The following is a 19,916-nucleotide window of genomic DNA, read 5'->3' as shown; positions in this document are numbered from 1 at the left end:
CGGGGGTGAATGGTTGCCGGGGTCCGAGTAAGCCGCCTCCGGCGTTAGCCTTAATGGCCGTTAGTCACCGTTAGTCGCCGCCGAAGAGCCGGGAGAAGAACCCACCACGACTCTTTATGACCTTCAGCTCCGCCTCCAGACGGGTGCGCTCCTCGGCGATCTCGGACTTCTCCTCGATCAGCTTCTCCCGCTCTCCTCTGAGCCGGTCCCGGTCTTCCTCTGCCTTTGCCTTCTCCTCTTCGAGGGTGGAGATGGTCTTCTCCTGTAACTCTCGCTGGTAATCCACGAGGTTCAGGCGCTCTATCTCGGTCCACAGCCGGTCCATCTCCACGCGGGCGGCGTCCCGCTCCTGACGGATCTCCTCCGTCTGGCGCGAGCGTTCCTCGAGGCGGGTCTTGTAGTCCTGGCCCTGTTGCAGGAGGCGCTCGTAACGCTCGAACGGCACGGCCGGCAGCCGCGAGGAACCCGCGCCTTCCTCGCCCATCACCTCGCCTTCGAACACCTCATCCTCGACCGCCACCCCGAGCTCCCGGGCGAGCCCCTCCACTTCTTCGAGGCTCAGGAAGTCCGAGGCGCTCTCACCGCCGGAGGTGTCGGCCTCTAGCCGGCCTTCGGAGATGTACCGCCGGACCACGTCGGCCGGGCAGCGGAGTATGGCCGCCGCCGCGCCGACGCCGATCCTTTCGCCGGCACTTTCGTCGGCCCGCTGCGCGTTCGAGCCGCCCTCGGAGCTTGAGAACCCGGAATCCATCCCGCTATTTTACTTGAGCATCCGGGCTTCGGCTATCTCACGAATCTCGCGAAGTCCAGGACGCCGCTTACGCCTTGCGCCTCGCGGCTACGCCCGCACCACCTGACCATCCCGCACGTTGACCGGTATGTCGGACAGCGGCTGCTGGGCGGGGCCCTTTACGGCCTCTCCGCCATTTGCCGGGTCGAATATGGAGCCGTGACAGGGGCAGTCGAGCGTGCCCTCCTCCGGCGCGTAGGCCACGGTACAGCCCTGGTGGGTACAGACCGCCGAGTAGGCGGCGAAATCCCCGTTCTGCAGGTGCACGAGCACGGCGGGGTCGCCGTCGTTCTGGAACTGGACCGCGCTGCCGGCCTGCACGTCCGAGACCTGGGCTATGGCCCCGGCCCCTCCTCCGCCAGACCCGCCGCTGCCGGAGCTGGATCCACCGCCGGAGCCGCCGCCACTGGAGTTACCGCTCTCTCCGCCACAGGAGGCGAGCAGCGAGGCACTGGCCACGCCGACGCCGAGCGCGCCGCCGAGCCTCATGAACCTGCCACGCGATATGCTCTCTTCGGTCAAAGCATTCCCTTCTGTCCAAGAACTGTCTAAGAATCCACAAGGTGTAATACGTAACGGGCCGCGACACGGTTGCCTGCAATAAACCCGGACATCCGGCGAACCGCCCCCAGGACGGCCGACGATCAACGGCTCCCACTCCGGCTCTGTAGCGGTCTCCGCAGGGTAGTGGGCGTCCGAGGTGGCGTACTCCGGGCTGCTCGGGATATCCGGCGGCGGGCGTATGCTGTATCGTGCGTCCCGGGAAGCGGACGCCTACCGGGGGCCCGGACTATGAGCGGCATGGCGTGGATACGGATACTGGTCGGCGCGGTGTGGCTCAATGGCGCGCTCGAGAAGATACTGAACCCCGCCTTCCCCCTGCAGTTCGAGCAGGTTCTGCTGTCGGGCGGTTTCGTGGAAGGGGCGCCGCCCTTTCTCGGGTCTTTCGTGCGGCAGAGTATTCTGCCGCACGCGGAGGCCGTCGCCCAGCTAGTCAGGTTCGGGGAGCTTTTTCTGGGGCTCGCCTTCGTCTCCGGGCTTCTGGTGAACCCGGCGGCGCTGGTGAGCGTGGCGTACAGCGCGGCGCTATTTCTGGCCCAGGGCGGTCCGGAGCTGGGATCCGGCCTCACCGCACCGGAGATCCTCACGATAAATCTGTTCGTGGCCCTGATCTCGGCCGCCGTGCTCCTGAGCCCCTCCGCGAAAGACTCCTCGCTCGACGCCGGGATCGCCCGCCGCAGGCCACGCCTCGCGCCGTTGCTGATCAACCGCCGCCGGAGTCATGGCCGCCCGCAAACCGGCGCGAGAGGAACTAGGGGACGTTCGGAGGGTACCCGCTCCACCAGATAGACTTATAGCTCTACGCCGGCGTACGCCGGTGTGACGTAGATGGGATAATGGGGCCGAGAGATCCGCACCCCGGAGGTGACGCCTTGGTTCGCAGGAGTAGCTCTGGAGCACCGGACCCGCGGGATTCACGTGCAGATTCACGCACCGCTCCAGAGGCCGAGGGACCGGAAGAGGTCTATCGCAGGTTCGAGCGTCTGAACCGGCGCGGGGCGGTTACGAGGCTGCGGGATCTCGTGTCCGGCTCGGGCAAGAAGGCGCTCTACGGGGTCCTGGCGGTGGCGGAGGTCGCCGCCATCGTGCTCGGGCTCGTCTTCGACGTGCCGTTCATGGACGTCGTGGCGCTCGGCCTGCCGGGCCTGTTCGTGATGTTCCATCGGGGCTCGGGGGGCGGAGATGCGGACGGCGCAGAGGACGGTCCGGGTGAAAAGGGCCTCCTCGACAGGCTCCTGGAGCTTCTCGGGGACGAGGGAAGCCCCGACTCCGAGGATACGAGCTCCACGGGGACTACTGGGACCACGGAGATCAGGGAACCGCGAAACACCGGGGATGGCTAGAGAAGCCACTCCCCCGGGCTCTACAGGTCCCAGTCCATCCGGCTCAGGCTGGCGAAGCCCGCAGAGACCACGGCGTAACCGGCTCCCGCCGAGATCAGGAGCCAGAGCCCCGCTCCGGCTCCGGCGGCGGCCCAGAACGGCATCGCACCGTCCAGTAGCACGGTAACCCCGGCGGCGACCCCGGCGAGCACCATCAGGACGAGGAGGCACAGCCCCACGGCCAGACCCCCGGCCAGGGTGAGCGCCTGGTTCGGATTCTCCCAGTCAAAACGGGGAAAGAGGGCCACGAATCCGACGGCGTACAGCGCCATCACCGCCCCGACAATGATCCCCACGGCCAGGCCCCCGGCAAAACCCGGCAGGCTAAAGCCGGAGACGAAAGAGACCACCAGGCAACCGAGAAGCGCCAGCGCCGCCGACAATGAGAGAGTGGAGATCCACTTCGCCGCCAGGATACGTCCCTCTCCAAGCGGGAGGGCGGCGAGGACCGCGTATGCCCGCCCTTCACCCCCGACGGCCTGCGCGGTGCCCCAGATCGCCGAGAGCCCGGCGAATCCCCCGATTATCAGGTAGGGTGCGAGGCTCTCCAGACCGGGCGGCACGGCCCCCGAGCCGGGGTTGAAGAGGGCGAAGGCGAAGCCCATGATCACGGGCACACCGGCTCCAGAGAGCCGCCGCAGGTCGCGGGGGAGCGAGGCGAGATCTTTTACCACGACCGCGCCGACGTCCGGCGGCAAGAACGAGAAGAGGCGCGGCAGCCAGCGCACGCTCCGCACCTTCCCCCCGGTCTCCGCCGCGCGGGCGCGGCCCGTGGCGTAGGCCCATCCGGCCAGCCACAGACACGAGAGATACGCTGCCACGGCCAACGCCGCCAGTGGCGCGATCCCGGCGAGCAACCGCCCCCACTCGTGCGCCGCCGCGCCGGTGAGAGCCTGCGCCGCCCAGCTACCGGGCGGGACGGCGAGCACCGGGGATTCAGCCAGGGCGCGCAGGCTCTCCTCGAGGCCGGCCCCGACCCCGATGTTCGGCCCGCTCCCGGAGAGCCGTATCCAGCCGACGTACCCGAGGGCGACCAGGATCGCGCCCAGCGCGGCCACGAGCTCCTTCGCCCTGCCGGCGGGGATGAGCCGCATCAGCGGCATCACGAGCAGCACGCAGACCCCCGTGGGAATCATCACCACCAGCAACGATACGATTGCGAGCACCGGATAGTAGAAGGCGGATGCCCCGGTCGCCGGGCCGTAGGCGAGCAGTACCGGCAGCGCCGCGACCAGAAAGACCCACAAGTTCCCGAACAGCGTCTCCCAGTACTTGTAGGCGAGCGTCGTGCGCTCCGCGAGCGGGAGAGAGGCGAAGAGGTCGAGGTCGTTGGAGAGGTACAGCGTGTACAGCGCGGTCGCCAGACCGATGAAGATCAGGGCGGCCGCGAGCAACGTGTACACCCCGGCGAGCGCCCTCCCGGCGAGCTCTCCCCCACCCTCGATCCCGGCGAGCGCGCCGAAGATCCCCCGCGAGACGGCGAAGACGAAGATGAAGATCCCGGTCCCCGACACCCCGGCGAAAGCGTACTGCCAGGCCTGCTGGGGCCGGGCGCGCGTGATCGTCCTGACGGCCGTCTTCAGCCGCAGCCGGAGCAGCAGCCGCGTCACACCCACGTCACGCCCACCCTCTACCCGCTACCGCTCGTCCCGCGGGTAACCCGCGAGCCCCCGGCTCCCGCCGCTCCCGGTGAGCCCCAGGAAGACCTCCTCTAGGGAGCTGCCCCCGGAGGCGCCCGCCGTCTCACGCAGCTCCGGGACCGTACCCGTCGCCAGGACGCGGCCGTCCTGCACTATGCACAGCCCGTCACACAGAGTCTCGGCGATCTCCAGTATGTGGGTCGCCATGAACACGGTGCCGCCGCGCTCGACCGTCCGCCGCAGCACGTCCTTTATGAGGCGGGCGCTCGCCGGATCCAGCCCGACCGTCGGCTCGTCCAGGAAAAGCACCTCGGGCTCGTGCAAAAGCGCCGAGGCCAGGGCGCACTTCTGCTTCATGCCGTGCGAGTAGCCCCCCAGAAGCTCATCGGCGGACTCCGCGAGGCCGAACATCTGGAGGAGGTCCCCGGAGCGGCGCTCGATCTCCTTCGCCTCCATCCGAAACACCTGTCCGACGAACCTCATGAACTCCCGGGCGGTGAGCTTCTCGAACAGCCGGGGCTCGTCGGGGACCAGCCCGATCCTGCGCTTTGCCTCCAGCGGGTCGCGGACCACGTCTATACCCGCCACTTCGGCCCGGCCGCCGCTCGGACGCACGAGCCCGGCGAGCATCCTTATCGTGGTCGTCTTGCCCGCGCCGTTAGGCCCCAGAAAGCCGTACAGAGACCCGCGCGCCACCTCCAGGTCCACGCCGCGAACGACCTCCTTGGAGCCAAAGCTCTTCACGAGCCCCTCGGCGCGAGCCACGACCTCCTCGCCCATCAGCCCTTCATCAACTCCTCCCGGAGTAGCCTGCCGCTCCCACCGTCAGACCGTACACCACGCCGCCGGTCAGGCCGTGACGGAGTCTACAAGAACGCCGGGACCAGCTCGCCTTTTACGAGGTCCGCGTTGTGCTCGCGCTCCCGGACGACGGCCCAGCGGTCGCCGCTCACCATCACCTCCGCCGGGCGCGGGCGGGAGTTGTAGTTCGAGGACATGGCGAAGCCGTAGGCCCCGGCGCTCATCACGGCCAGGGCGTCGCCTTCGGCGGCGTCGGGCAGCTCGCGGCCCTGGGCCAGGAAGTCGCCGCTCTCGCAGACCGGGCCCACGAGGTCGGCGGTGGTCGGGGGTGTGTCCTCCTTGAGGGCCCGGATCTCGTGGTACGCGTCGTAGAGACTCGGGCGCAGGAGGTCGTTCATTCCGGCGTCGGCGACGAGGAAGCTCTTGTGGCCGCTGCGCTTGCGGTAGACGACGCTCGTGAGCATGGCCCCGGCGTTGCCCGCCATGTAGCGGCCCATCTCGCAGATGATGGTCGCGCCGGTGGATTCCAGGTAGGGCCGGGCGGCCTCCACCAGCTCGCGGGGACCCGGGACGTTCTCGTCGTTATAGCGGATCCCGAGCCCGCCGCCCATGTTGAAGTACCGGATCTCGTGCCCCCGGCTCTTCAGCTCGGCCACGAGGTCCGTCGTCTTCTTCAAGGAGTTGACCAGGGGATCCAGCCTGGTCATCTGGCTGCCGATGTGCTGGTGGACGCCGACGAGCTCGACGCAGCGCAGCCCGGCGGCGTGGTCCGCGAGCGCGGCGGCCTCCGCGAGCGGGACGCCGAACTTGCTGTCCTCGTTTCCGGTGGAGATCGCCGGGTGGCTCTCGGCATCCACATCGGGATTGACGCGCAGCGAGACGCGGGCCTTCTTGCCGTAACGCGCGGCGGTCTCGTTCAGCTGCTCGAGCTCGGCGGCGGACTCCACGTTGAACGTGAGTATCCGCTCCCCGAGCCCGCTCGTAAGCTCCTCGCCGGTCTTGCCGACCCCGGCGAAGACTATCTTTTTCGGATCGAACCCGGCGCGCACCGCCCGGTACAGCTCGCCGCCGGAGACGATGTCCGCCCCGGCCCCGAGCGAGGCCAGGGTCCGCAACACGGCCAGATTGCCATTCGCCTTTACCGCGAAACACACCAGATGATCCAGGCCCGAAAAAGCCTCATCAAGCTCCCGGTAAGCCCCTTCGAGCGCGGCGCGGCTGTACACGTATGCGGGGGTCCCGACGCCGCGGGCTATCTCCGATAGCGCAACCCCCTCACAGTAGAGCTCCCCGCCCCTGTAACCAAACTCCTCCAAGACAATCCTCCTCCGTACTGCTCTGAACCTCTGAACCTCTGAACTGCTGTAAACTGTTCCGAACTTCCCGGTTACGGCCTCGGCCTCGGTCCTTGCTCTACCCTTGCTCTATATGGACTATACTCCCCGGCGGGGCGAAAAGTCAGGCCCACCAGGTGTCTGAGACAGTGTCCAGATAATTGCCACCCGGAGACGCCGCATGTCCGAGAAAGTCGAGGTAAAAACCAGCCAGAACGAGGTGCGGGAGCGTCGGCCGCTCGTCCTGAACCCCGTGCTGGAGGAGGGCGGCTCGTACCCCCTGCTAAAGCTGGACGAGCGCCGCCAAGAGCTGGAGGGGCACGGGGCGACGCTCTACGACTTCGGCACCGGGGACCCGAGGGAGCCGACCGGCGAGAACATCCGCCGGGCGCTCATAGAGGCCGTGCCCCAGGTGAGCCGCTACCCGAGCGTGGCCGGGAGCCGGGAGCTGCGCGAGGCGTTCGCGGGCTGGATGGAGCGCCGGCACGGCGTCCTGCTCGACCCGGAGACCGAGGCGCTACCGGCCAACGGCTCGAAGGAGGCGATCTTCCACGCCCACTTCGCCTTCTTACACCACTCTCACGCCCGGCGCGGCGTCGCCTACGGCACCCCCGGCTACCCGGTGTACGAGCGCGGCGCGCGCTACTCCGGCGGCGAGCCGCTCCCGGTACAGCTGCGCGGCGAGGACGGCTTTCTCCTGCCGGTAGAGAAGATAGACCCCGAGAAGACGCGGGTACTGTGGATCAACTACCCCCACAACCCCACCGGCGCGCCGGCGACCCGCGAGTATCTCGGAGAGGTGGCGGAGTTCTGTGGCAACCACGACATCCTGCTGTTCAGCGACGAGTGCTACAACGACGTCTACTCCGGCGAGCCGCCGCCCTCCATACTTGAGTTTACCCGGGAGAGGACGCTCGCCTTCTGCTCCCTCTCCAAGCGCAGCGGCATGACCGGCTACCGCACGGCGATGATGGCCGGGGACGCCGAGCTCGTCTCCGCGATGAAGAAGCTGCGGCCCGCCGTCGGGGCGGCGACCCCCCCGTTCGTGCAGGCGGCGGCACGAGAGGCCTGGTCCGACGACGCCCACGCAGAGGAGCGCCGGCGCATCTTCGGCGAGAAGCGGGCGCTATTCAAGGAGTTCTTCACGAGCGCCGGGATCGGGTTCCTGCCCACCGAGTCGAGCTTCTACCTCTGGGTCGAGGTGCCGGACCGGTATACCGCAGACGACGAGGCCTACGCCCTGCGGCTCCTCGAGGAGGGTATCGTGGTCGCGCCGGGCAGCGCCTTCGGAGCGGGCGGCGGAGGCTACGTGCGGGTCGCGCTCGTACCCGGAGTCGAGGACTGCCGGCGGGCTATCGGACGCTGGAGCACCGTCTAGCGAACCCGGCGCCACTCGACGCCGCCTGCAAGGATTCCGCAGGCTCGGGGCTACCCCTCCAGTACGACTCCATGGGCCCCGGGCATTCTCGGAGAATGGGGCTTTGGTATCGCACGATACAGATTTCAGTGAACTAGATTACTATTTTCCAGGGTGCCGGACACATGGGAGCGGAGTGGAGTTCTCGTCGAGCTCCAGCCTCCGCAAGAGTCCGCGATGAACGGATCGGCTACGGCTCAGTACGGAGGAGTAGCATGGACCACGCATACGGCGTAGACACGGAGAAGCTGAGGAAGGCCAGGGAAGAGGCGAACCTGACCGTCGCGGAGCTGGCGCTCGAGAGCGGGGTAGACGCCTACAGCCTGACGATGCTAGAGGAGCAGGGCTATGTACCGCCCCTGACGACTCTCAGGGGGATCGCGGGGGCCCTGGGGCTTCCGACCCACACCGTAATCGAGTGGAGTCCGGATCCACTGGTCTGGAATGGCCGGGAGGGCTCGGCCTGAGTGCCCTTTTTCGGCGTTTTGACGAAACTACTCACCCCGGAAGACTCGCGAGGAGATAACGATTGGTATCTCAGCACACGATATGCAGCCACACCTCTCCGGTGGTCGTGAACGCGGTCGAAGGCGGAGGATGGCGGGCCCACTGCCTGTGCTGCGGGCTACTCGGGCCGGTGGGCGCCGACAGCCTGGAGGCTCTGGAGTCGATCCGATCCGGCGAGGCTGGCCGGATCGCGCCGGTGTCCCCGGGCGCGGCGCGGGCCCACTACGCCTACAGCGCCTACAGGCCGCGCCGCCGGAGGAGCTGATCGGAGGCTCCGGCGGCCGGGGAAGGTGAACCCTCGATGGCGGAACAGGGCGATAGGCCGTCTATAGAGAGCCTGGGCTCGCAGGGCTCCTGCTGGGTGATATGCAGTGGTGATCTCCCCGACGGCCCGCGGGACGGCCTGCTAACCGTGGACCTGTGGGAATGGGGCAAAACGCTCCCCATATTCGGTAGCGAGGAAGCGGCGCTGGGCTTCCTGCGGGAGGATCCAGTAGATGTTTCGCGGAATCTGCCCGGCGCTCCAGGGGCGCTCTGGCTGGCCCGGGCCAGGCTGGTCTCCTTGCTGCTCGACGGCCTCTCGGATGTAGACCGGGTGGTCTTCAACCCGCCATCCGGCTCCGGGCTCCGGTACGGGCCGGAGCTCGCCAGCATTTGCACAGGGGAGTTCGTGGACCTCGTGCTCGGCAGGGGCCGGGCGTAGTCCGCCCGCGCCGAAGACGAGGCCATGAGTCGCCGGGGCGGTCAGACTCCACCATGAAGTCAGTTGCAGTTCCAGAAGCCTGCAGGAGCACCCGGGACCATCACCGGGCGCCGTGACCGGAGGAGGACCTGCGCGTTGAATAGAGAGGAAATAGAGAATAGGGAGAAACTCAATACAAGAATCGGATCGCCGCAGGGGCCGAAGCCCAGAGATAGTGGCTGGGAGCAGTTCATCGAGAAACAGCGCCGCGAGATCGAGGCCCGCCGGAACGGTCAGCTCGCGCGTCTGCTGATCGTGGTGCTACCCGAGGAGTCCGGCGAGGAGCTGGGGCGGATGGTCGAGGAGGAACAACGCCGGGCTCAGGAAGGCCTGGTGGAGCTCGGACAGGGCGAAGAGGCCCGCTACAAACACGTGGACGAGCTTACCGCCGGAGACGTGCCGGCGAGGCTGGAGGCCGAATCTGACCGGGCAGCCTGGCTTGCGGCGCGCATGGACCGGGTCCGCGAGGAGGTCTACCAGAGCCATCCCCGGCGGATACGCGCTGGCGCTTCGGGATAGGATTTTTCGGTCCTTCTCTCGGAAGTCTACCCGGGGAACCTTACCGGGTGCCTCTATTAAGCGAGTCTTCCGCGTACACCACAGGCGGTAGGAGCCTGTCCCGGAGCCCTCCGGGGTCGGCGGCCGCACTGGAGGGGGAGCCATCCGGCGCGAGGCCGTGGCTCTCCAGCAGTGTCTCTACCTCCTCCGGGGTCGGAACGCCCCAGACAAGCAGCGACCAGCGCTCCTCACCATCGTGCATGACGCGTGCCTCGAACAGGCCTTCGCTGGTCTCGCCGTCACGGCAGCGGAGCGCGAGCCGGTACGGGCCGAACTCCGCGACCACCGGTGGCAGGTTCACATACTTTACCGGTCCCAGCTCTCAGCCCCTCTCTTCGAGTCTTTCCAGACCTCTTCCAGGTACCGTCACATTGGCCGATCTCTGGCCATGTCGGACCTTCCCCTCTGAGCCCGCGGCTCGCGATATCCCTCGCCGCTACTCGCAGCCCACTCTCGGGACCGTGGCCCCAGTCTCCCGGGTCTGGCAGTTAGGGAGCAGAAGCCCGGCGGGAGAAAAGAAACCCGGGGCTTCGAGCCTCTGGAGTGCCCTCTTTTTCTGCTCCAGCCACCAGATACTAGTTGAGAGCTATACCGTGGTCATGGGCCTTCCTGTATCGTAAGATACGATAGTCATTGAGTCGTCGGTATTCCGTTAACGGGTTTGTGGCCCCGGGGGGTGGGGTCGGCGGTACGCGGCATTGTAAACAGATAAGATCTCTGGAGGGGATCGGAGGCGTATATGCCGCCAGAGGATCACACCCTCCTATCCAAATCGGAGATCTTCGTGCCGCTTTCGGAGGAGGATCTTCGGGATCTAGGGCGCAGGGTACCCGATATGGGACTCGCCAAGGGCCAGCTCTTCTACTCACCCTGGCATCGGGGCGAAAGTTGCTTTGTGCTCCTCGAGGGGCGGATGAGGATATACCGCTTGAGAGAGGCCCGGGAAGTCACCATCTCCGTGGTCCAGCCCGGACAGCTCTTCGGGGAAGCGGCTCTTGCGGGGTTGAGGCAGGGGTCTTATGCCCAGGCTCTGGAGAGCGCGCGGGTGGCGATTCTGGGCCGCAAGACCCTGAGGGCGCTAGTCACCGACAGGCCGCAGGTGGGTGTGAAGGTAATGGAGCTTCTGGCCTGGCGCCTGAACGTCCACGAGGACAGGCTGGAGGAGATCGGCCTCCTGGAGATCCCCGCCCGCCTGGCGTGTCTCCTGGTGCGCATGGTGGAGGACGAGGGAGTGCCCAAAGACGGGGATTCCATGATACCCACCCATTACACGCACCAGATCCTGGCGACGATGGTTGGCTGTGAGCGGCCCGCCTTGACCCGGGCCCTGGGGGAGCTAAGGGAGGAAGGGGCCATATGGCTCTCGGAACGCCGCATCCACGTCGCGGACCTGGGCATCCTCAAGGTTTACGCGGGAAGATACTAGATACTAGATTCAAGGCAGCCCCGGCCTCGACTCTACCGGTCCTCCGCCGAGCATCCTCTGGTGTGCGGTGGCCTGTACATCTTATCCCGGGTCCGGGCTCTCTATCTACCCACCTATCCTCGCAAGGTCGCTACGAGGTCACTACGAAAACACTGTACGCACTGTACGGTTTCCGGCCCGGCGAGAGAGCCGGAGGCCGCCCGGCGCCCGTTGAGGTAGCGTGCGAGGTTGTATCATCGCCCCCTTGTTAGACTAGTTAGACTGGATGGGCGGCGGCTCACGGGTGCTCGGGGGTACTTTTCGGGTTCCCGGGGCGCGTACTGGAGGTACTGGAGAGGAGCGGATTGGATCACAGGGCGGGAAAGATAGAGGAGGCCTTCGAGAACCGGGATCTCGTAGAGCGGGACGAGTACCGGCAGACCGTGCTCGAGGTCGTGGACGCCCTGGATAGGGGCGAGTTGCGGGTTGCGGAGAAGAAGGGTGAGACGTCGGATACCTGGGAGGCCAATGCCTGGGTGATGAAGGCGATCTCGCTCTACTTCGGCGTCGCCGGGATGCGCAAGATGACCGCCGGGGAGTTCGAGTATCACGACAAGATCCCGACCAAGAAGGATCTCGACAAGGCCGGGGTCCGGGTCGTGCCGCCGGGCACCGTGCGCTACGGATCGCACGTCGAGGCCGGCGCCGTCGTGATGCCGGGCTACGTGAACATCGGGGCCTACGTCGGCTCGGGCACGATGGTTGACACCTGGGCCACGGTCGGCTCGGGAGCCCAGATCGGACGCAACGTCCACCTCGCCGGCGGTGTGGGCATCGGGGGCGTGCTGGAGCCGCCGGGCGCGACGCCGGTCGTCGTCGAGGATGGGGCGTTTATCGGTTCGAGGGCGGTCGTCGTCGAGGGCGTGCGGGTAGAGGAGGAGGCCGTCGTCGGGGCGAACGTGGTGCTCACGTCGTCCACCCAGATCATAGACGTCACCGGACCCGAGGAGGTCGTCTACCGGGGCTACGTCCCGGCCCGCTCGGTGGTCGTCTCCGGCACCCGCTCCCGCGAGTTCCCGGCCGGTACCTACAGCCTCCAGACCGCCCTGATAGTCGGGGAGCGCAAGGAGTCCACCGACCGCAAGACTTCGCTGAACGAGGCGCTGCGCGAGTTCGGCGTGAGCTCCGGTTAGCGTGGAGACGGGCGCAACACAACAGACGCTGCGGGACGACCTGCTCTGGCTTCTGCGGCGCCCGAGCGTAACCGGCGAGGAGGCCGCCCTCTGCGACGACCTCCGGTCTCGCATCGGAGAGCTTCCGGGCTGGGACGTAGAGCGCGCCGCCAACAACCTGGTCGTGACCCGCTCCGAGCCGGACCCTTCGCGAGAGAGGATCGTCCTGGCCGGGCACCTGGACACGGTTCCCGAGCCCGCGAACGGGCTGCCGGTCCGGGTGGAGAGCGGGCGCGTCTACGGCCGGGGGGCCACGGACATGAAGGCCGGGGACGCGGTGATGCTCTCGCTGCTGGAGCGTTTTCCGTGGGCGGAGAGTGATCTTGAGCCCGTCTTCGTGTTCTACGAGCGGGAGGAGGGACCTTTCCCGGAGAACGGCCTGGAGACGGTCTTCTCCCGGATGCCGCGCGTGCTGGAGGCGGGGCTCGCGCTGCTCCTGGAGCCGACGGAGGGGGCCCTGGAGGTCGGGTGTATCGGGACGGCGCAGGTCGGCGTCACGTTCCGGGGCAGCCCGGCCCACTCCGCCCGGCCCTGGCTCGGCCGGAACGCGCTCACGATGGCCGGCGGGCTCCTGGCGGAGCTGCACGCGCGCCGCACCGAGGAGGTCGAGACCCCGGAGACCGGCGGCCTCACCTTCTACGAGGTCCTGACCGCCACCCTGGCCCGGGGCGGCACGGCCACCAACGTGGTCCCAGACGAGTTCTGGGTCAACGTCAACCACCGCTTCGCCCCCGGCAGGGGCGAGGATCACGTCCGGGAGACCTTCGAGACGCTGCTGGAAGGCCATGATGCGGGTTATGAGATCCTGGACCTCGCCCCGAGCAGCCCCGTCGCCCTGGACGCGCCGCTCGTCCAGCGGCTCATACAGCCTACGAAAGACGCCCCTGCGCTGGAGGTCCGGCCCAAGCAGGCGTGGACCGACGTCGCGCGGTTCGCCGAGCGGGGCGTCCCGGCGACGAACTTCGGGCCCGGCATCCCGGCCCAGGCCCACCAGGAAGCGGAGTACACCGAGCTGCGCCTGCTCTCCAGGTGCCACGAGCATCTGGAGCGTTTCCTGGGCTCCGGCGCGACGGGTGTTTAAAGGTAGCTAGAAGCTCCCCGGAGCTATAGATCTATAACGCCGGTCACCACCAGCAGCGCGATCATTACGGGCTGATGTACCAGGTATATGAGCAGCGTATGACGACCTAGGAACGCGAGCGGGGCCGCAGCCCGGGAGACGCTTTTGGGGACTCTCACCTCCGGCAACCGACCCCGCAGCAAATTGCCCGACGCCACCCCGGACAGGACGACCCCGAACCACGGCAAGAGTGGCCGGTAGTCGGGCATTAGCAGGTCCTCCGGGACGATCCCGAGCGGGGCGAGCCCCACCTGTAGCGGCAACGCCCCGCCGAAGCTCGGGTCCGCCGCGCCGAGAGCGACGCCGGCGGCCACCAAGGGGAGCCCGAGCGCCACGTTCGCCCATCCGAGGCGCAGGAACGGGTAGGCGAGGACTATGGAGAGACCGATCAGTTGCAGTATCCCGATAATCACTGCCCCGAGCCCGAACACCCAGAATACGGCCGTGATCAGCATCCCGTAGCCGAAGATCCTGGCCCCCCGGCGCAGATATTTGGTGAAGAGCCCGCGGCCGTCAGAGCCGTCAAACCTGCCATACCCACCGGCTCTTGCGAAGCTCAGGGTCAGGGATACCCCGACGAGGAAGATGAACATCCCCGCCGAAACGTCGGCGAAGCCTCCCCAGAAGCCGGAGAGCGAATCTACCGCGTAGCCGCCGAAGGTGTCGAGGTCGAAGATCAGATGGTAGAGGGCGACCATGAGGATCGCCACTCCCCGGAGAGCGTCTATCCACAGCAGCCTCCCGGCGCTCTCGTTCCGGCTTCTGGCCTCCTCTACCCTATAACTGACCGCGGCCGCCCCCACTTGCCGCCTCTCTCCGGGCCGGATCCAGTCCCCCGTGGCCGCTACTCGGAGCCCGAGTTCTCGCCGGGAGAGCCCCGTGAAAAGCTCTGCGACGAGCTTTGTGACGAGCTTTGCGACGAGCTCTGGGAAGAGCTTGCCCCGGGCCCGCTCGTCTGCGAGGATCGGGAGCTAGTGGTGAGAGACAGGCCGTTACCGTCGTAGACCAGCCTCATGGAGGACGGCCCGGGGCCGACCTGCTGGGTGGAGCTCGCCCCCGTCCCGTCAGAGAAGCCGACGCGTAGCTGGCCGCCGCCCGGGCTGGAGATCTCACACTCCAGCCGCCGCTCGGGGGAATAGGTGTAGGTAGCCGGTGTCTTGCCCTCTAGCTTGCGCTCCTCGCCGTCCACGGTGCAGCGCCCGGAGAACTCCAGCCCCGGCTCCCCGACGAGATCAAGCTCCACACTCTCCATTCCCGGGCCGCCGTTCCCGGCGTTACCCTTCGTCTGACGTCCGGCGCTCGTCTCCCCGCCAGCAGCCGACCCCGGGGCCTCCCGGGCCGTGGTTTCCCGGGAGATCGTGTCCTGTGTGGGGCCAGCCGAGCCTGCCTCCCGGGAGCTTTCGGCGGAGCCCCCGGACCCCGTCTGGCCACACCCGGCCAACCCGAGAGCGGCGGCGCACACCACGGCGAGCAATATCGGGGCCCTGATGTCCAGGGCCTTCTTGCTCAAGATGTTCTTGCTCAAGGCTTTCTACCTCCTCTCCGGCTCCCGCGAGCTCTTGGGGGAGCTAGAGGTGTTCAGCGCTCCCGTACATCATATACCGCATCGTCCTAGAAGGCTCCGTCATGCTCCGTCATCCCGCAACCAGCCGGTCTCCCACCCAAAATTCTCGAAAGCTCCATAAAAGCTCTACGAACGGCCCCGGAACGCTCCAGAACGCGGGTAAAGGGTGGCATCCTCCGATACGACGGGGCTCCGTCGGCGGTTTCAGGGGTCTCGCGCCGGGTCTCGTGCTAAAATGCCGCGCGTTTGCGCCCGGCTTTCATGGCGGTCATGGTGAGGCGGAAGGTTGTCCAGGCTCCCGCCTCCCGAAAAAGCGCCGGGAGGCCTCTTACGGGTCAGGCAGGCCCCATTATATGGACCGACAAGGAGTTACGTAATGCAGCACGAGCAAGGCAAGAAGGTACTCGTCACGGGCGGAGCGGGATTCTTGGGGATAAACCTGATCCGGCACCTCCTCGAAAGGGGCTACCGCACGGCCTCGCTGGACCTTGAGGACTTCGACTACCCCGAACGCGACCGGGTCGAGACCTTTACCGGCGACATCCGCGACCGCGCCGCCGTGGACCGTGCGATGGCCGACGCCGACTTCGTCGTCCACACCGCCGCCGCCCTGCCGCTGTACTCGGCCGAGGACATCTACACCACCGACGTCGAGGGCACCCGGACCATCATGGACGCCGCCGAGCGTAACGGCGTGGAGCGAGCCGTCCACGTCTCCTCCACCGCCGTGTACGGCATCCCCGACCATCATCCGCTGTACGAGACCGACAAGCTGGAGGGCGTCGGGCCGTACGGGCAGGCGAAGATACAGGCAGAGATGATCTGCTTGGAGTACCGCGCCCGCGGCCTCACCGTCCCCATAATCCGGCCAAAGTCCTTCGTCGGCCCCGAGCGTCTCGGCGTCTTCGCCCTGCTGTACGATTGGGCCCACACCGGCCACAACTTCCCCATGATCGGTTCGGGAGACAACCTGTACCAGCTAATGGACGTCGAGGACCTCTGCGACGCCATCGCCCTCACCCTCTCGCTGCCAGAGGAGCAGGTAGACGACACCTTCAACATCGGGGCCCGCGTGTTCTCCACGATGAAGGACGACTACCAGGTCGTCCTCGACGCCGCCGGACACGGCAAGAAGGTCGTCGGCTTCCCGGCGCTGCCCGCCATCCTGGGCCTGCGCTTCCTGGACGCGCTCGGCGTCTCTCCCCTGTACAAGTGGGTGTACGAGACGGCCTCCAAGGACTCCTTCGTCTCCATCGAGAAGGCCGAGAAGCAGCTCGGCTACAACCCAAAGCACTCAAACAAGGACGCCCTGCTAAGAAACTACCGCTGGTACATAGACAACCTGCCCCGCTTCGAGAAGGAGTCCGGCGTCTCCCACCGCGTACCCTGGAAGCAGGGTGCGATCGGGCTGCTAAAGAAGGTTTTCTAATAAACGCTATAATAAAGGAGTATGGATAAACGGATAATAAAACCGCCAAAGCGCCTACCCAAGGCTTGGCGGCGTGTTTACGTAAGAGCAATCAAGCTCTCCGTCAGAAAAATTTGGGGGAGAAGGTTTCACGTTTGAAACTTTCCAGTGAATGGCTTTCAGTAAGCAACTGTAAAGATAGCTGACACAGGCTGGACAGCCTGGAGTTCAACCTCCCCCAAACGCTACATTATTAGACTTCTGCATCCGTTCTTTTGAGAACCTTTCCAAACCCTTTGACTTTGCCGCTAGCCATCGTAGCCGTGTCTTTTACGCTGCTCGCCGTTTTCTCGACCACACCTCGCTCGACAGTCTCCCGGTAGTCTCGGCTCATCTTCTCGACCTCCTCCAGATTTAGAGACACCTCCAACCGCCCGGCGATGTTCACCAAAAACCTGCGCTCTTTCTCGTCCAGCTCGCCATCACAGACCGCCATTAATATGAGCACATCCATCAGACTGCGCCGTAGCTCAATATCATCTATACCGGCGGCCGCTTCGATGAGATTCGCCTCGTCATCCACGAACCTCTTAAACTCAACCTGCGTGTGCTCGGTAAACGACATACGTGAAAGCATAGCCTTATAGAGCTCTCGTTCCTTCGGTGAAAGCTCGCCGTCGAGGTGTGCCATGTACATCGTGGCAGCCGGAAATACGAGGTCATACGTGTTCCGGCGTGACACCAGACCCTGTAACTCCTCGGTGAACTGGTGTCTGTTTCTGAAGTGGGCTTTGGCGATCTCGCCCATAGATTTGGTAGTTATGTAATTGTAAGTGCTGCCCACGGCAGCCGAAGCCACGGGGACCGTGTACTTGATGATGGTGCGTTGCAGTATCTTTAGGCCCAGCTTTTTAGCGAAACGCTGTATCGCTTCCAGTACGCCCTTGCTAATGTACTTCTTGATCAACCATTCGGTTCCGTGTCCAGCAGCCTTCCGGGCCCCTCTGCCAACCAAGTCCGTCGGTGCGACGCCGAGAGCGTAGCCGAAGACCATCAGGACATCCTCGGGGTCTTCCGGGTCGAGCTGGAGATCGTAGACGACGGAGAGGTCGAGCACCAGCCGCATCTGAATCCTTGCGAGATATATCATTTCAGCACCGATAGTGCCCACAAACAGAGAAGCCGTCATACCCCAGGAGCCCAGGGTAGCTATCTGGCTCGCGGTCGCCGCTGCCCCGGCCAGCCCTCCAGCGACGGTAGCGTACCGGGTCGTTACGGATGTCAGTATGTCCGCGATCTCATCTGGAGATAGCCCCGGATACTTCTGCTGAAAATACTCGGCCCTAGCGTTACGGTCGTAGGAGTATACGACTTTTCGTAGTAACTCGAGGAACCACTCTCCATTCTTGGCCTCCTCTAAGTTAAGCGACTTCGCAAATTGCTTTGCCTCTTCGATTCCCTCAGAGACCTGAGACTTGATCGTCTCTTCTCTCGAAGTGTGGGATTCCTGTTCCGGCATAATCCCTTCCCCTGTAGTCGCTAGAACCGACGGTGGCTTGCTCTTCTGTGTTTTCTAATAGACACTCATGCTACTAAATGCGGATCACCGCCATGCGCAGTGAGTATCTGTCTTATAGAGTTCTAGCCGGTCAGGCCGGAGGCGGCCTCCCGGTCCAGCATCCACACGGGGCCGCCGTCGTCGGGCCGGACGAGCTTTGATGGATACTCGTGCGGGTCGGCGTCGCCTTCCAGTACCTCGGCCACCGCCTCGGCCTTGTCCTCCCCGGCCACCAGGAACCACACGGCGCGGGCGGCGTTCAGCACCGGGACGGTCAGGGTGAGGCGGTCGGTGTCGAGCTTCTCCACGGGGTTGGCGGCGGCCAGCCGGTCACGCACGTCGAGGGCCGGGGTGCCGGGGAAGAGGCTCGCGGTGTGGCCGTCGGGGCCGACGCCGAGCAGTATGAGGTCGAAGACCGGCGTGTCCCCGCCGAAGAAGCCCTGCAGGTCGCGTTCGTACTCGGCTGCGGCCATCTCGGGGGTGAGCTCGCCCTTCATCCTGTAGACCCCCGCGGTCTGGACGTAGTCGAGCAGAGTCTCGCGGGCCATGCGGTAGTTGGAGTCCTCGTCCTCGGGCGGCACGGTGCGCTCGTCGCCGAAGAAGACGTGGGTGCTACCCCAGAGCGGACGGTCGGCGTAGTCGCGGGCGAGCTCGTGGTAGGTGGCTTCCGGGGTGGAGCCTCCGGCGAGGGCCACGGTGAAGAACCCCTTTTCGGCAACGGCGGCCTCGGCGGTCTCCACAAAGCGGCGGGCGGCCTCTCGGGCGAGCTCCCGTGGGCCGTCGTGGATGCTGGCTCTGTATCCGGTCACTGTTCTAGAACCTCCTCGGCCTTGCGTAGCGCGCCCTCGTAGGCGGTGTCGCGGCCTCGGTAGCGGAGCTCCTCGCCGACGAGCACGCTGAGGTCGAGCGCGCCGAGGTGTACCGTACGCTCCCCGACGAGCTCGTCCCCGTGCATTACGGTGGTCCGGGCGTCGGTCTGCTCCCGGTGGCGGGATACCTGGAAACTGTAGTCCCCGGCGTAGAGCCGGATGCGACGCAGGTACTCCTCGGGCTCGGAGCTCTCGGAGACGGACACGAGCACCTCCTCCCCGTCTGGCCTGACGAAGTGGATCTCACGCCCGTCGCTACTCTCCGTAGCCTGCCGGATGGTCCAGCCCAGAGAGTCGGCGAGCCAGCCGATCAGCAAGAGCGCCCGGCACGTGCCGTCGGGGGCGTGTTTGAGCTCGACGCGCTCCACCTCCTGCAGCATCCCGGCGCGCTCCGGGGGCTCGAACAGATTCGCCAGCAGTGAGCGCCACGGCGAGAGGGCGACCCACTGCAGATCCCCGAACGCCGGGGACTCTTCCTCCCGCAGCATCCCGGCGACCGCCCGGATGCACTCTCCCGGTTGCTCGGAGGCGGCAGAGTCCACGATAACCCGGTCGGCGAGCCGGGACATGCCCGCGAGCTCCGGCGAGGCCGGGTCGAAGCCGTGCGGATAAAACAGAAAGACCGGGAGGTCCGGGATCAACAGGGGTCCGGCGATGCTCTCGAGGTGGCCCGCGGTAGCGCCGCCGGCGTGGACCGTGATCTGCTCGGCGCAGACTCGGCTCTCCTGCCCGCCGCGGGCCTCGCAGAACACGGACAGGCCCACGTCCAGCGCGGGCCCCGTCTCGGGCTCCGGCTCGTCGGGGTCCGAGATCAGGAGTATCGCCCTAGACGGGTAGCGGCCCGCGAGGCGCGCGACCTCGTCGGTGACCCTGTCGGCGTTGTCGTCGTCGGTGACCACAACCAGGTTCAGGACGCTCGCCCTGAGCCCCGGCTGGCCCTCCTCGTCGGCCCGCAGGGAGCCGAGCTCGTGCTCGATCTCCTCGACAGACATCGCACCGCCGCCCGGATGTTGCCGCGTCTCACTCAC

22 protein-coding genes are annotated in these 19,916 nt (G+C 66.2%); 11 read left to right on the top strand and 11 right to left on the bottom strand.

The window, feature by feature from the left end; all coding sequences use genetic code 11:
• Positions 1-70: 70 nt before the first annotated feature.
• Both ABD53_RS05570 and ABD53_RS05565 read right to left on the bottom strand, forming a co-directional pair.
• The gene (locus ABD53_RS05570; RefSeq protein WP_047864781.1) at positions 71-751 is read right to left on the bottom strand and encodes a hypothetical protein; all 681 of its coding nucleotides are present in this window, start codon (positions 749-751) and stop codon (positions 71-73) included.
• Positions 752-838: 87 nt separating this feature from the next.
• Entirely contained in the window at positions 839-1,312 is a 474-nt protein-coding gene (locus tag ABD53_RS05565; RefSeq protein WP_047864780.1) for a QcrA and Rieske domain-containing protein, read from the bottom strand.
• A gap of 270 nt (positions 1,313-1,582) precedes the next feature.
• Between ABD53_RS05565 and ABD53_RS05560 the strand changes: the two genes are divergently transcribed.
• Together ABD53_RS05560 and ABD53_RS15755 are read left to right on the top strand one after the other, a co-directional pair.
• A complete protein-coding gene (locus ABD53_RS05560; RefSeq protein WP_047864779.1) occupies positions 1,583-2,140 on the top strand; it encodes a TQO small subunit DoxD in 558 nt (185 codons plus the stop codon).
• An 83-nt stretch (positions 2,141-2,223) separates the two neighbouring features.
• Positions 2,224-2,694: a hypothetical protein gene (locus ABD53_RS15755; protein ID WP_053057726.1), complete on the top strand. Its 471-nt coding sequence runs from the start codon at positions 2,224-2,226 to the stop codon at positions 2,692-2,694.
• A 20-nt stretch (positions 2,695-2,714) separates the two neighbouring features.
• Here ABD53_RS15755 and ABD53_RS05550 read toward each other — a convergent pair whose 3' ends face one another.
• The 3 genes from ABD53_RS05550 to lysA all read right to left on the bottom strand — a co-directional run bounded on the left by ABD53_RS05550 (position 2,715) and on the right by lysA (position 6,490).
• Complete coding sequence (locus tag ABD53_RS05550) at positions 2,715-4,349, bottom strand: putative ABC transporter permease subunit (protein WP_084709342.1); 1,635 nt, start codon at positions 4,347-4,349, stop codon at positions 2,715-2,717.
• Between the two features lie 21 nt (positions 4,350-4,370).
• Positions 4,371-5,153, bottom strand: coding sequence for an ABC transporter ATP-binding protein (locus ABD53_RS05545; protein WP_047864776.1), 783 nt, complete (start codon positions 5,151-5,153; stop codon positions 4,371-4,373).
• 86 nt (positions 5,154-5,239) lie between these two features.
• Positions 5,240-6,490, bottom strand: coding sequence for a diaminopimelate decarboxylase (gene lysA / locus ABD53_RS05540; RefSeq protein WP_047864775.1), 1,251 nt, complete (start codon positions 6,488-6,490; stop codon positions 5,240-5,242).
• Between the two features lie 199 nt (positions 6,491-6,689).
• Between lysA and dapC the strand changes: the two genes are divergently transcribed.
• The 5 genes from dapC (at position 6,690) to ABD53_RS05515 (ending at position 9,693) form a co-directional block, all read left to right on the top strand.
• A complete protein-coding gene (gene dapC, locus ABD53_RS05535; protein ID WP_047864774.1) occupies positions 6,690-7,886 on the top strand; it encodes a succinyldiaminopimelate transaminase in 1,197 nt (398 codons plus the stop codon).
• 254 nt (positions 7,887-8,140) lie between these two features.
• On the top strand, positions 8,141-8,392 hold the full coding sequence (locus tag ABD53_RS05530; RefSeq protein ID WP_047864773.1) for a helix-turn-helix domain-containing protein: 252 nt from the start codon (positions 8,141-8,143) through the stop codon (positions 8,390-8,392).
• Between the two features lie 62 nt (positions 8,393-8,454).
• Entirely contained in the window at positions 8,455-8,697 is a 243-nt protein-coding gene (locus ABD53_RS05525; RefSeq protein WP_047864772.1) for a hypothetical protein, read from the top strand.
• 36 nt (positions 8,698-8,733) lie between these two features.
• Positions 8,734-9,135, top strand: coding sequence for a hypothetical protein (locus ABD53_RS05520; RefSeq protein ID WP_047864771.1), 402 nt, complete (start codon positions 8,734-8,736; stop codon positions 9,133-9,135).
• Between the two features lie 135 nt (positions 9,136-9,270).
• Positions 9,271-9,693, top strand: coding sequence for a hypothetical protein (locus tag ABD53_RS05515; RefSeq protein WP_047864770.1), 423 nt, complete (start codon positions 9,271-9,273; stop codon positions 9,691-9,693).
• Between the two features lie 40 nt (positions 9,694-9,733).
• On the opposite strand, the gene ABD53_RS05510 is transcribed toward ABD53_RS05515, so the two are convergent.
• Positions 9,734-10,033: a hypothetical protein gene (locus ABD53_RS05510; RefSeq protein ID WP_047864769.1), complete on the bottom strand. Its 300-nt coding sequence runs from the start codon at positions 10,031-10,033 to the stop codon at positions 9,734-9,736.
• Positions 10,034-10,471: 438 nt separating this feature from the next.
• Here ABD53_RS05510 and ABD53_RS05505 point away from each other — a divergent pair, with 438 nt between their 5' ends.
• The 3 genes from ABD53_RS05505 (at position 10,472) to dapE (ending at position 13,450) form a co-directional block, all read left to right on the top strand.
• Positions 10,472-11,158, top strand: coding sequence for a Crp/Fnr family transcriptional regulator (locus ABD53_RS05505; RefSeq protein WP_047864768.1), 687 nt, complete (start codon positions 10,472-10,474; stop codon positions 11,156-11,158).
• 344 nt (positions 11,159-11,502) lie between these two features.
• The gene (locus ABD53_RS05500; protein ID WP_047864767.1) at positions 11,503-12,330 is read left to right on the top strand and encodes a 2,3,4,5-tetrahydropyridine-2,6-dicarboxylate N-succinyltransferase; all 828 of its coding nucleotides are present in this window, start codon (positions 11,503-11,505) and stop codon (positions 12,328-12,330) included.
• A gap of 1 nt (position 12,331) precedes the next feature.
• The gene (gene dapE / locus ABD53_RS05495; protein WP_053057725.1) at positions 12,332-13,450 is read left to right on the top strand and encodes a succinyl-diaminopimelate desuccinylase; all 1,119 of its coding nucleotides are present in this window, start codon (positions 12,332-12,334) and stop codon (positions 13,448-13,450) included.
• Positions 13,451-13,473: 23 nt separating this feature from the next.
• Here the strand turns inward: dapE and ABD53_RS05490 are convergent, their stop codons facing one another.
• Positions 13,474-14,292 carry a heparan-alpha-glucosaminide N-acetyltransferase gene (locus ABD53_RS05490; protein ID WP_053057724.1) on the bottom strand — a complete coding sequence of 273 codons (819 nt, stop codon included), beginning with the start codon at positions 14,290-14,292 and terminating at the stop codon, positions 13,474-13,476.
• Between the two features lie 41 nt (positions 14,293-14,333).
• On the bottom strand, positions 14,334-15,014 hold the full coding sequence (locus ABD53_RS05485; protein WP_047864766.1) for a hypothetical protein: 681 nt from the start codon (positions 15,012-15,014) through the stop codon (positions 14,334-14,336).
• Positions 15,015-15,429: 415 nt separating this feature from the next.
• On the opposite strand from ABD53_RS05485, the gene ABD53_RS05480 reads away from it, so the two are divergent.
• Positions 15,430-16,482, top strand: a complete 1,053-nt coding sequence (locus ABD53_RS05480) for an NAD-dependent epimerase/dehydratase family protein (RefSeq protein ID WP_047864765.1) — start codon at positions 15,430-15,432, stop codon at positions 16,480-16,482.
• 232 nt (positions 16,483-16,714) lie between these two features.
• Here the strand turns inward: ABD53_RS05480 and ABD53_RS05475 are convergent, their stop codons facing one another.
• The 3 genes from ABD53_RS05475 to ABD53_RS05465 all read right to left on the bottom strand — a co-directional run bounded on the left by ABD53_RS05475 (position 16,715) and on the right by ABD53_RS05465 (position 19,916).
• Positions 16,715-17,980: a TerB family tellurite resistance protein gene (locus tag ABD53_RS05475; protein WP_047864764.1), complete on the bottom strand. Its 1,266-nt coding sequence runs from the start codon at positions 17,978-17,980 to the stop codon at positions 16,715-16,717.
• A 122-nt stretch (positions 17,981-18,102) separates the two neighbouring features.
• Positions 18,103-18,828: a 6-phosphogluconolactonase gene (pgl, locus tag ABD53_RS05470; protein WP_047864763.1), complete on the bottom strand. Its 726-nt coding sequence runs from the start codon at positions 18,826-18,828 to the stop codon at positions 18,103-18,105.
• On the bottom strand, positions 18,825-19,916 hold the full coding sequence (locus ABD53_RS05465) for a glucose-6-phosphate dehydrogenase assembly protein OpcA (RefSeq protein ID WP_152670609.1): 1,092 nt from the start codon (positions 19,914-19,916) through the stop codon (positions 18,825-18,827). The genes pgl and ABD53_RS05465 overlap by 4 nt, the downstream gene beginning before the upstream one ends.

Origin of the sequence: Rubrobacter aplysinae, from assembly GCF_001029505.1 — a bacterium.
Lineage (GTDB): Bacteria > Actinomycetota > Rubrobacteria > Rubrobacterales > Rubrobacteraceae > Rubrobacter_A > Rubrobacter_A aplysinae.
This window is presented reverse-complemented; position numbering and strand designations above follow the sequence as displayed.